Below are 11,466 nucleotides of genomic sequence, written 5' to 3' on the forward strand. Positions count from 1 at the left end.
AGCTTTTTAGAGACTGTCTATCTAGCCTCTGAAAAACTTACTATCCCTGAACTAAGTTTGAGAAAAAAACTTGTGAAATTGCCTTGCAGATACTCACTTCAGTGATTATATTTAGTAAATTTATACCAGGATGCAATCAGAAATCCTGCTTGGGTAATGTAACTCTCAATGATACCTACAGCCAATAAAATGTCCCTTTACCAAGCACAATTTTATCAAACTGTAAAGTTGAAGTGCATCTGGGAGTAAATTTTCAGTAATTAGTCTTTATAGTGGTCAGGATGCTAATTACTAACAACTGTTTGACTGAATTTAATCCCAATTTCACAAAAAAATGTAATGCATACAAACCTAAAAACTGAGATCACCTCTCAAGCCTCTTCATTCCGAATTACCGATTAGGAATTGGTATAACTACCCCTAATTCATTTTTGGCGTTGCTGAATCAAAGTATGAAATGCCAAAATTACCATTCTTGTTCTTCCTACCTTTGCGCCTTTGCGCCTAACGCACTTCGTGCTAGAGCCTCCGGCACGCTACGCGAACGCTTCGCTGATGCGTGAAACAAATTCATATTCTCAATCAGCAACGCCTCATTTTTTATTTCCATAAGCAAAATTCAACCAACAGGCAACAACCATGTCAAGGGTGACTGAAAAGCCAAGCTCACAAGAGCTGCTACTTGAGACGGAACAACCTAAGATTTGGTGGGGTATTGCTGTAGCCCTGCCAATTGTCATAGCTGCTGGGCTACTAACTACAGCTAAAGTTGAACAACTGAAAAAAATAGGTATGTCAGTACCTATAAAACCAGTAACTAATAATATTAGCGCTGTGGGGCGCTTGGAACCAAAAGGACAAGTCTTAAAACTCTCCGCCCCCACAGGTGGATTGCAATCTTCATCACGAGTCCAGCAAGTTTTTGTGAGTGAAGGTGAGCGAGTTAAAAAAGGTCAAATGATTGCCATATTAGACAACCATGACACCCAACTGGCAATTGTAGAAGAAGCAAAAGCCAGACTGCAAGAAGCACGGGCGAATTTAGCTCAAGTCAGACTAGGTTCCCCCAGAGATATTGAAGCCCAAACAGCAGTTCTGGCTCGCCTACAAGCCCAGTTCAACGGAGAAAGGGATGCTCAACAAGCCACAATTACTCGCATCGCAGCCCAGTTGAGTGGAGAAAAACTGGCTATGCAAGCAACAGTTAATCGCCTGGAAGCTGAACTCAGGGGGCAACAAGATACTTTAAAAGCAACTATTTCCCGCATTCAAGCAGAACAAAGAAATGCTCAAGTTGATGTGGGACGCTATGAGATGTTGTACCGAGAAGGTGCGATTTCTCAACAAGAACGGGATAGACGCAGACTCAGCGCTGTCACTTTTAATCAGCAAGTAATTGAAAGCCAAGCTACCCTGCGACAGGTAGAAGCGACTCTACGCCAACAACTGGCCGAGGCTAGAGCCAACCAAGTAAAAACTATCGCCACCTTAGAACAACAGCTAGTGGAAGCTAGAGTTAACCGAGATAAAACCACAGCAGCTTTACAAAGTCAAATTAACGAAGAACAATCCCGATTCAAAAGGATTCAAGAATTTCGCCCTACCGATCTCCAAAGAGGAGAAGCGCAAGTTAATAACGCCCTCGCTAATCTGAAAAGAGCAGAAGCAGAACTGAAATTAACTTATATTCAAGCGCCGATTGCGGGAGAAATTTTAGCAGTTCACACCAAATCAGGAGAAGCTATCAACACCAATGGTATTGCTGAGATGGGAGAAACTAATGAAATGACTGTGGTGGCCGAAGTTCCAGAAGACAGAATTGCTCAAGTGCGTATCGGTCAAACTGCGACTATCAGCAGCGAAAATGGTGCATTTATTGAAGAATTAAAAGGAACTGTCATTGAAATTGGCAGACAAATTGGTAAAAGAGATGTCTTGAGTACAGATCCCGTAGCAGATGTAGACGCGAGAGTTGTGGAAGTTAAAATTGCCTTGATTCCAGAAGATAGTCAGCGCGTTTCTGGTTTTACCAATGCTAAGGTAATTACCCAAATTAATAAAGATTCCACCACTTCTGATTGAAGATTAACATCAATTGGAAGTAGGAATTTAACGAAAAGAAAAGATAATTTTAGATTTTGGATGATATATTCCCATCCAAAATTTAAATTTTAATGGCTTTCTTAATGAGGCATTACCTATTATGGCTTATAAAATCCCCCTATCTTGGTTACAACTAACCAGAGACAAAAGTCGCCTAGCCGTGGCTTTGGCAGGAATTGCCTTTGCTGATATTCTGATGTTTATGCAAATTGGTTTTAGGGATGCACTCTATTATAGTAATGTGCGCTTACATGGTAGCTTAAAAGGCGATATTGTTTTAATTAATAAACAATCTAATGCTTTATTGGCAATGGAACCCTTTTCTCAAAGAAGGTTGTATAAAGCTTTAGAATTAGAAGCAGTAGAATCAGTACATCCGATATATTTGGATTACACAACATGGCGTAATCCGGTTACAGGTCGCCCTCGGAGTATTTTGATTTTTGGTATGAATCCAGAATCTAATCTGTTTGATTTGCCAGGAGTTCAAGAAAATTTAGATAAATTGAAACTACCTGATGTGGTTTTATTTGACCGTTCTTCTAGAGAAGAATATGGCCCCATTGCTGCGGAGTTGGATCAAGGAAAGACTTTAACAGCAGAGGTACAAAGAAGACGGGTTAAGGTAGAGGGATTATTTACTTTAGGTGCATCTTTTGGAGCAGATGGTAATTTAATTACCAGTGATGTGAATTTTTTGAGAATATTTAATAATCGTCAAGGGGGATTAATTGATATAGGTTTAATTAGATTGAAGCGAGGACAAAATGCTGATATTATCGCCCGACAATTACAGAATTATTTATCTGATGATATGACTGTTTTAACCAAAGAACAGTTTATTGAGTTTGAGCGTAATTACTGGGCGAGTAGTACTGCAATTGGATTTATCTTCACTTTAGGTACAATTATGGGTTTCATTGTTGGGACTGTAATTGTATATCAAATTCTTTATACGGAAGTTTCGGATCATCTATCAGAATATGCTACTTTGAAGGCTATAGGTTATACGCAGAGATACTTATTAACTGTGATTCTGCAAGAAGCATTGTTGTTAGCTTGCTTAGGATACATTCCGGGATGGATTATTGCTATGTTCATGTATTCTAGTGCCAGAGATGCAACACTTTTACCAGTGTTTATGAGTTATGGACGGGCAATAACTGTGTTGATTTTAACAATAATTATGTGCTTTGTTTCCGGTGCGATCGCAGTCCGTAAATTGCGTTCTGCCGATCCAGCCGATATCTTTTAAAAAAAAATATTGCCAATTACAAATTAAATCTAAACTGTCAATATTGATGAGAAAATTGGATTTATAATTGATAAGTGATAGGCAGTATTTACAGGCATTACATACAATTCGAATATAGAACGACTAACACGCAATCACCTACTTTAATATGAGACAAGAACCTGTAATTGCTATAAAAAATCTCAACCATTACTATGGCAAAGGCGCACTGAGAAAACAGATTTTATTTGATATTAACCTAGAGATTTATCCTGGGGAAATTGTGATTATGACTGGCCCATCTGGTTCAGGTAAAACAACATTACTCAGCTTAATTGGGGGGTTAAGGTCTGTACAAGAGGGCAGTTTAAAATTTTTAGGTGTAGAACTATCTGGCGCTAGTCAAAATAGATTAGTCCAAATTCGGCGTAATATTGGTTATATTTTTCAAGCGCACAATTTGTTGGGTTTTTTAAGTGCGACCCAAAATGTGCAGATGGCCGTGGAATTGAATGATCATATTACTCCTCAGGAAGCAATCTCTAAGTCACAAGCCATGTTGGGGGCGGTGGGCTTACAGGACAGAGTTAGTTATTACCCAGATAGTCTTTCTGGTGGACAAAAACAAAGAATAGCGATCGCTCGCGCCCTGGTGAATAATCCCCCATTAGTCCTAGCAGACGAACCAACAGCAGCTTTAGATAAACAATCAGGGCGAGATGTTGTAGAAATTATGCAAGGTCTGGCTAAAGAACAAGGAACTGCTATTTTGCTTGTGACTCACGATAACCGGATCTTGGATATAGCTGACCGAATTGTGGAAATGGAAGATGGTATTTTAGCCCGTGATTCTCCCAGTGCAGTCATTGAAAACCCATAATTGATACTCATAATCCATAACTATATTGCAGCACCCTGAATGCAAAACTATGATCTATTAGAAGGGGATTTTTTAACTGTCGGAAGCTTATCCTTTGCAGAAATATTTGGCTTACGAGTGGTGCGGAAAGTTACATTTACCCCATCATTAGTTTGTTCTAGCACTAGTAGAGGCGTAGGTTTAGCCTTTTGATCCCAATGCATATAGATAATCCGTCCTTGAATTGTCGGTTGCCAATTATCTTCACTTTCAACGGGGCTAAGATAAGTTTCAATACAGTCAATAATTTGGCTAATAGTGGCAGAAGTGGCTTGTGTCGGTAACTTGATTAACCGCATTTGCACACGAAACAGCACTCGTTTAGCCACATTGGGACTAACGCCAGTCTCATATTCCACATCAAAAACTTCATCAACTTGTCGTCCACTGCTAGCAATACCCACAATTCCTTGCTGGGCTTGACTGGGGCGGAGTGCTTGAGAGATTTTATCTTTGACTTGGACTTTAATTTGATTCAAAATCGCAAAGTGAAACACCTCCTCTGACATCCGCATTCGCAGATAATCTAAGTTAAAATCCCGTGAGTTCACTAAGTCGGGATTAGTTTCCATCTTGCGGATAGTTTCCAGGGCTAGTTTAAACTTTTTTTCTAGTTCTCGCGCCCGGAATTTTTGAAATTTGACTTTTTTTTCCCACTTATTTAGCTGAAATTTACCATACACTAGCAAACCAATCACCGTTAAGGCTAGTCCAGCAGAAGTCATAGCCAGCATTGGTGGTAGTACAGGGAGATTGGCTAAGACCGGTTGGGTGATGTTTGTTGTCTTGGTTGTAGGGGATTGGGCAATAAACATTGAATTAAGCATCATTGGATCATTGCTGAGTATACAGAAACAACTAACTACTTGACTGATTATATTTAGGATGCCCAAATCTTGAACTCATTTAGCTATGTGGTAATTATTTTTTGCATACAATCTGAACACCTGAAATTACTGGGATTGGATCAGAGAAAAATTGTTCCCTGCAATGATATGTTAAGATGAACTCTAGTATATATAGTCACTAAAACTTGACTATGGGACATCTACCAACTCTCAAACATCTTTCTGAAGCTTCATTGAGCAATATTCGCTTAATTGCGACAGATATGGATGGTACGCTCACTAAAAAAGGCAAATTTTCGGCGAAATTGCTGCAAGCTTTCGAGGATTTAGAGGCTGCGGAGATAAAAGTCTTAATTATCACGGGGCGTTCGGCTGGCTGGATGAGTGGAATTTCTCAGTTGATGCCTGTGGTTGGTGCGATAGCTGAAAATGGGGGACTATTTTATACATCTGAGCATGATCAACCAGTGACTTTAACACCCATTCCGGACTTAGCAGCCCATCGTCAGAGTTTAAGTGTAGCTTTTGCAAAATTAAAAACCCAATTTCCCGAAATCCAGGAATCAGCTGACAATCGTTTTCGAGTAACAGATTGGACTTTTGATGTGGCGGCTTTCAGTTCTGATGAATTAAAAATAATGGCTGGTCTTTGCCAAGAGATGGGTTGGGGATTTACTTACAGTCATGTCCAGTGTCACATTAAACCCCAAGAGCAAAATAAGGCCATGGGTTTATGGCAAGTGTTGCGAGAATACTTACCTACATTTTCACGAGAACAAATCCTTAGTATTGGTGATAGTCCCAACGACGAAAGTTTATTTGATCCACAGCATTTTGATGTTTCTATAGGTGTAGCCAATGTGATGAAATATATAAATCAGTTACAACATCAACCTCAGTATATTACTCAGGCTGCTGAAGGAGATGGATTTTGCGAGTTATGTCGTTATATGTTGTCTAGGAAATAAACTCATGGGTAAATCTATCTGGTGTGAGTGCCAGAATCACTTTGTACCTGGAATAAATAGCTTTTGGTTGATTCTAAATAATTTGCTAGATTAAAAGGAGATGAAGTCAAGCAAGTGGCATAATTGAGTAGAAATGTTAATTTATCGGGACTTCAAGGAACTATATAGCCATGATTATCCCTAGAAAAGTACATCATCATCTGATATCTTGCATCTAATGGTTAAAATTGCATCTACCCGAAAAAACTATGCTCATCCAGGTGAAAAAACCCTTGAAGTCTTGTGTTCCGCGCCGACAGACTATCAGACTATCAACAGTCAAAAGTCTCAGCTTGTTTAGCCCAGATCCTGTGGCGAGTGAGTCCGGTGTGATCCCCGTTAAAAACTAGGACTAAAGTGGTTGTGTGTGATGAGCAACTAGTGTAGAACTAGAATTAATGTTAACTAGATGCAAGCTGTCACCGCCCCAAGGAAGTAGTTAAACGCCCATGAAGAATGAAAAAACGCATCATAGGGATATAGCAAAGGGAAAATCCTTACCCTGTAGGGGTTGATCAATGTTTTTCTGAGGAGGAATACCTGCTTAGTTAGGTAATATCTGTGATGTTGATTATTGCTAAAATCTAATCTATATCAAAAATTATTTATGTCAGTCCATGAAAGTAGTTTTGGAGAGACCACAGATCTAATTATTGATATTAGTCAGCAGGAGCATTCCTACTTGCAGGAAAATTCTAATTCTGTAACTAGTTTAGCGAGAAATAAGGAACCCATTTCGACATTTCTAGCTCCCTTGACTAAAGGTACTTTTAAACAAGTGGTTGCAGAAGTGGAGCAAAAACTCCAGATTGTTCATCAAACCCTATCAATGTTAGATTCCAAGGGGTTTGAAACAATTCTCCAAGAAATGTTGCATTCCATTACCTTAAAAACTGGAGAATTGCTGGGAGCAGACCGGACAACAATATTTTTATTGGATGAAGACAAGCAAGAACTTTGGTCAATTTTAGCCGAGGGAGATAAAAAAGCTTCTTTAGAAATTCGGATGCCCGCAGATAAGGGGATTGCGGGAGAAGTCGCCACTTTCAAGAAAGTAATCAATATTCCTTTTGACTTCTATGAAGATCCGCGCTCGGCATTTGCTCAGGAACAAGACAAGAAAAGCGGCTATCGTACTTATACAATGCTCGCGTTGCCACTGTTGAATGAAGACGGAAAATTAGTGGCCGTGGTGCAGTTACTAAATAAATTAAAATCTGCAAATAATCCAGAAGATCCGATATCAGAGCGGGTTAATACTGTAGGATTTAGCGAAACTGATGAACAATTATTCCAGGAATTTGCTCCTTCAATTCGTCTAATTTTAGAGTCGTCGCGGTCTTTTTATATAGCGACTCAAAAACAAAGAGCTTTAGCGGCGTTAATGAAGGCCATTAAGTCCCTCAGTCAAAGTAGTCTTGACTTAGAAGATACCCTGAAGCGGGTAATGGACGAGGCCAAGGAACTGATGAATGCTGATCGCAGTACTCTATGGCTGATAGATAGCGATCGCCATGAATTATGGACGAAAATTACTCAAGATAATGGTTCTACTAGGGAGTTGCGCGTAGCCATAGGGAAAGGTTTTGTCGGCATGGTAGCCGCATCTGGAGAAAAGCTAAATATTCCCTTTGATTTGTATGACCATGCTGATGCAGATACTGCTAAAGAAATGGATCGGCAAAATGGCTATCGTACTTGTAGTTTACTCTGTATGCCAGTATTTAACGCCGATCAGAAATTGATTGGGGTGACTCAACTGGTTAATAAAAAGAAGTCAGGAGATTTTCCGACATATAACTCCGATACGTGGCCGAAAGCTCCAGAATGCTTCCAAGCTAGTTTTGACCGCAACGATGAAGAGTTTATGGAAGCTTTTAATATTCAAGCTGGTGTGGCGCTGCAAAATGCTCAGTTGTTTGCTACGGTCAAGCAACAAGAACAAATGCAACGGGATATTCTGCGGAGTCTTTCTAATGGCGTGATTTCTACAGATAAAGCTGGGATGATTATTACCGCCAATGAAAGTGCCAAAAACTTATTAGGATTAGAAGTCGAAGAAAGTTTAGAAGGCAGATTAATTACTGAAGCGATCGCCATTAAAGAAGGAGACTTTAGTAAATGGTATCGAGATGCGCTACAAATAAATAATTTCCAGCTATCTCAACAATACTATCCTGATCGGACACTGATGAGTAATGGTGTAGAACAACATAGTATTAACTTGTCCATTAACACCATTGCTGATGCTAGCGACCAACAGCAAGTCCGGGGGGCGTTGGTGGTCATGGAAGATATCAGTGATGAAAAACGCCTCAAGAGTACCATGTACCGCTACATGACTCAGGAATTAGCCGAAGAATTGCTAAAATTGGATGATGCTAAACTAGGTGGCGATCGCAAAGAAGTTTCCATCTTATTTTCCGATATTCGCGGTTACACCACTCTCACAGAAAGTTTGGAAGCTGAAGAAGTCGTAAGTATGCTCAACGACTACTTTGAATCAATGGTAGAAGCCGTTTTTAAACATAAAGGCACTCTCGATAAATATATTGGTGATGCTATTATGGCTGTCTTTGGTTCCCCCTTACCTTTAGAGAACCACGCTTGGATGGCCGTGCAAACATCAATAGAAATGCGCCATCGCCTGATGGACTTTAATCAACGTCGCCACTCTGATAGTAAACCCAGAATTAAAATTGGTATCGGCATCAATTCTGATACCGTGATTAGTGGTAATATCGGCTCCAGTAAGCGGATGGAATTTACCGCCATTGGTGATGGCGTTAACCTTGGTTCCCGATTAGAAAGCATTAGTAAACAGTACGGTTGTGACATCGTTCTCAGTGACAACACCTTTAAACCTTGCCAAGAACAGATTTGGGCTAGAGAATTAGACTACATTCGCGTTAAAGGCAGAAACGAGCCAGTAGCTATTTACGAATTAGTCGGTTTACGTTCCGATCCTGTTAGTAGCGAAAAACTACAAGTAATTGACCATTATCACAAAGGACGTGAATATTACCTCAGTCGCCAGTTCACCTATGCTAGAGCTGAGTTTGCCAAAGTCTTAGCGGTTGACAACCAAGATAAAGCTGCTATGTTGCATCTCCTACGTTGTCAGCACTGGTTACAATCACCCCCCACAGATTTTGAATGGGATCAGGGCGTTTGGACTTTTCAAGAAAAATAGCCTTAGCTGAGGATTAGGAATTGGGAAGTTTATTAGCATAGTGAATTTCACTTCCTAGTTGAGGATATTGAGCAAAAGGTCAGGACTTACGCAACAATTGCCAAAAATCTTGATTTATCGTTCGCGTAGCGTGCGCGAAGCGCATACCGCCAAGAACGCCAAGAAAACGTAGATTATGCGTAAGTCCTAAAGGTAAATCCTGATTTTCAAGTTGCGACTTAAACAAAATTACTTGTTACAGAAGTTGGTGAAAAAATTACTACAAATCATGAATTTATTTCAAGAATCGTAACAGTATATATAAATGGGAATATATATTAATACATCAAAAAAATAACAATCGTTACTTTTCGCGTTCATAAATTTGTTTGTGAAAGATAATTGGGATGTGTTGTCAAGGTAACTGTTTAAGTTACAGACTACAAATAAAACACAGGTTATTATTTTTATGAATGCTATTTCTACTGTTGATTTAAAACGACCCAGTTGGCAAACTGCTCTCATGTTCGCGTTGGGTTTTTGGTTGAGTGCTAGCTTAGTTTTGGACTGGGTAATTATGCCTAGTCTTTACCTTTCTGGCATGATGAGTGAGGCAAGTTTTACGACAGCAGGCTATGTGATTTTTTGGAATTTTAATCGCATAGAATTATTATCTGCGGGTGTGGTTTTGACTAGTGTATTGGCTTTGAGTAAAACTACATCTCGCTGTAGTCCTAGAGTGATTATTTTTGCCGCTATGCTGTTGGCTATTACTTTGTTAAATACTTATTTCTTGACTCCGCAAATGTGCGCTGTCGGAACTCATCTAAATTTATGGGAAACAGCATCTACAATTCCAATGGAGATGAATGTATTACATGGCGGTTATTTTGTGCTGGAAGTAGTGAAAATATTGGCAGCCGGAACACTTTTAAGCTGGTGCTGGCAAGAAAAGTTGAGCTAGTATGTGGCTGATTTCAAATTACACCCCAAAAGATAAAGAGGCTCAAACATACTGAGCCTTTTTTGTTATTCTACGTCGGGTGAGGCTTCGTTGTTAAACCATAGTAAACGTGCAGCTAGGATAGCAAACCCGACTGCTGCGATCGCTTTTAATATGCGTGTAGGTAATAATTCTGCCACAGCACCACCGGCTAATGCTCCTAAAAGGCTGGTGAGTAATAGTGCGCCAGCTGTACCAAAAAATACTGCCTGTCGAGACTGAGAACGTCCTGAAAGTGCGATCGCCGCTAATTGGCTTTTGTCACCTAATTCTGAGAGAAAAACTGTAATAAAGCTGAGTCCTAAAAGATGCCAGTCCATATTTTTGGGGGAGTAGGGAGTAGGGAGCAGGGGAGCAGGGAGTCTGAGCTTCTGAATTACCTTAACGAAGCTCCTCTGAACTAAGAATTACGAACTACGAATTACGAATTACGAACTAAAGATTACATCCCAAAACAACATCAGGGAAATGAACAATAACATCATCCCTGCTGATTTTTCTACAGTTTTGGGACTGAGACGATTAGCCATCCAACCACCTAAAAGCACACCTAACAAGCTAGTGGTAATTAGCGCCGCCCCAGATCCGACAAACACTACCCACGGTGCATGAGATTCTGCACTCATTAATAAAGTGGATAGCTGAGTTTTATCGCCAATTTCTGCCAGGAATATAGTAATGAAAGTGGTGAGGAAAATTGCTGCTACTGATTCCCGCTTTGTTTGACTATCGGTAACTACAGGCTGGTGTGGCTCGATGATTGTCGCCGTTATGTTAGATTCCTTGGCATCTTTGATTTGTAGTTGATTTTCAGTCTCAGATGTAACAGAAAAAGTTGCAGGTACAGATTCAAGATTCACAGGCAGTAGTTTTAGTTGCTAGGTTACTTTCATATTCTTCTCATTTTCTCAGATTGTAGTGATAAATTGCAACTCTATTGCAGAAAATGTCATAGGTAAGGACTTTTGACACTCCTCAGCCTAAAGGCGTGAGGATTCTTCATTCATAGACCCAACTTGCTCATACAGGATTTCTCCAGTATGAGTAGAGGTCGAATCTCCTGAAGCGTTCACCTCGACTACGCTCAGTGAGCGAAGCCGAACCGAAGTTCCCGTATGCCCTACGGTACTCAAGGCTAATTGCAGAATGTTGATAGCAGCATTCCAATCTCTATCCAAAC

9 protein-coding genes and 1 pseudogene are annotated in these 11,466 nt (G+C 40.0%); 6 read left to right on the forward strand and 4 right to left on the reverse strand.

Annotated features, from left to right (window positions below):
• Nucleotides 1-639 precede the first annotated feature (639 nt).
• The 3 genes from VB620_RS12660 to VB620_RS12670 all read left to right on the forward strand — a co-directional run bounded on the left by VB620_RS12660 (nucleotide 640) and on the right by VB620_RS12670 (nucleotide 4,217).
• Nucleotides 640-2,082 carry an HlyD family efflux transporter periplasmic adaptor subunit gene (locus VB620_RS12660; protein ID WP_323196511.1) on the forward strand — a complete coding sequence of 481 codons (1,443 nt, stop codon included), beginning with the start codon at nucleotides 640-642 and terminating at the stop codon, nucleotides 2,080-2,082.
• A gap of 121 nt (nucleotides 2,083-2,203) precedes the next feature.
• Nucleotides 2,204-3,358 carry an ABC transporter permease DevC gene (gene devC / locus VB620_RS12665; RefSeq protein WP_323196512.1) on the forward strand — a complete coding sequence of 385 codons (1,155 nt, stop codon included), beginning with the start codon at nucleotides 2,204-2,206 and terminating at the stop codon, nucleotides 3,356-3,358.
• A gap of 148 nt (nucleotides 3,359-3,506) precedes the next feature.
• Nucleotides 3,507-4,217, forward strand: a complete 711-nt coding sequence (locus tag VB620_RS12670; protein ID WP_323196513.1) for a DevA family ABC transporter ATP-binding protein — start codon at nucleotides 3,507-3,509, stop codon at nucleotides 4,215-4,217.
• Nucleotides 4,218-4,264: 47 nt separating this feature from the next.
• On the opposite strand, the gene VB620_RS12675 is transcribed toward VB620_RS12670, so the two are convergent.
• A complete protein-coding gene (locus VB620_RS12675; RefSeq protein ID WP_323196521.1) occupies nucleotides 4,265-5,083 on the reverse strand; it encodes a hypothetical protein in 819 nt (272 codons plus the stop codon).
• A gap of 212 nt (nucleotides 5,084-5,295) precedes the next feature.
• Between VB620_RS12675 and VB620_RS12680 the strand changes: the two genes are divergently transcribed.
• The 3 genes from VB620_RS12680 (at nucleotide 5,296) to VB620_RS12690 (ending at nucleotide 10,247) form a co-directional block, all read left to right on the forward strand.
• Nucleotides 5,296-6,072, forward strand: coding sequence for an HAD family hydrolase (locus VB620_RS12680; RefSeq protein ID WP_323196514.1), 777 nt, complete (start codon nucleotides 5,296-5,298; stop codon nucleotides 6,070-6,072).
• Nucleotides 6,073-6,718: 646 nt separating this feature from the next.
• On the forward strand, nucleotides 6,719-9,304 hold the full coding sequence (locus VB620_RS12685) for a GAF domain-containing protein (RefSeq protein WP_323196515.1): 2,586 nt from the start codon (nucleotides 6,719-6,721) through the stop codon (nucleotides 9,302-9,304).
• Between the two features lie 448 nt (nucleotides 9,305-9,752).
• The gene (locus VB620_RS12690; protein WP_323196516.1) at nucleotides 9,753-10,247 is read left to right on the forward strand and encodes a hypothetical protein; all 495 of its coding nucleotides are present in this window, start codon (nucleotides 9,753-9,755) and stop codon (nucleotides 10,245-10,247) included.
• Between the two features lie 65 nt (nucleotides 10,248-10,312).
• On the opposite strand, the gene VB620_RS12695 is transcribed toward VB620_RS12690, so the two are convergent.
• The 3 genes and pseudogenes from VB620_RS12695 to VB620_RS12705 all read right to left on the reverse strand — a co-directional run.
• Nucleotides 10,313-10,606 carry a TMEM165/GDT1 family protein gene (locus tag VB620_RS12695; RefSeq protein WP_323196517.1) on the reverse strand — a complete coding sequence of 98 codons (294 nt, stop codon included), beginning with the start codon at nucleotides 10,604-10,606 and terminating at the stop codon, nucleotides 10,313-10,315.
• Nucleotides 10,607-10,714: 108 nt separating this feature from the next.
• Nucleotides 10,715-11,146, reverse strand: coding sequence for a TMEM165/GDT1 family protein (locus VB620_RS12700; RefSeq protein ID WP_323196518.1), 432 nt, complete (start codon nucleotides 11,144-11,146; stop codon nucleotides 10,715-10,717).
• Nucleotides 11,147-11,266: 120 nt separating this feature from the next.
• A pseudogene (locus VB620_RS12705) lies at nucleotides 11,267-11,466 on the reverse strand (RNA-guided endonuclease InsQ/TnpB family protein); the annotation flags it as partial.

Origin of the sequence: Nodularia harveyana UHCC-0300 (assembly GCF_034931085.1) — a bacterium.
GTDB lineage: Bacteria > Cyanobacteriota > Cyanobacteriia > Cyanobacteriales > Nostocaceae > Nodularia > Nodularia harveyana.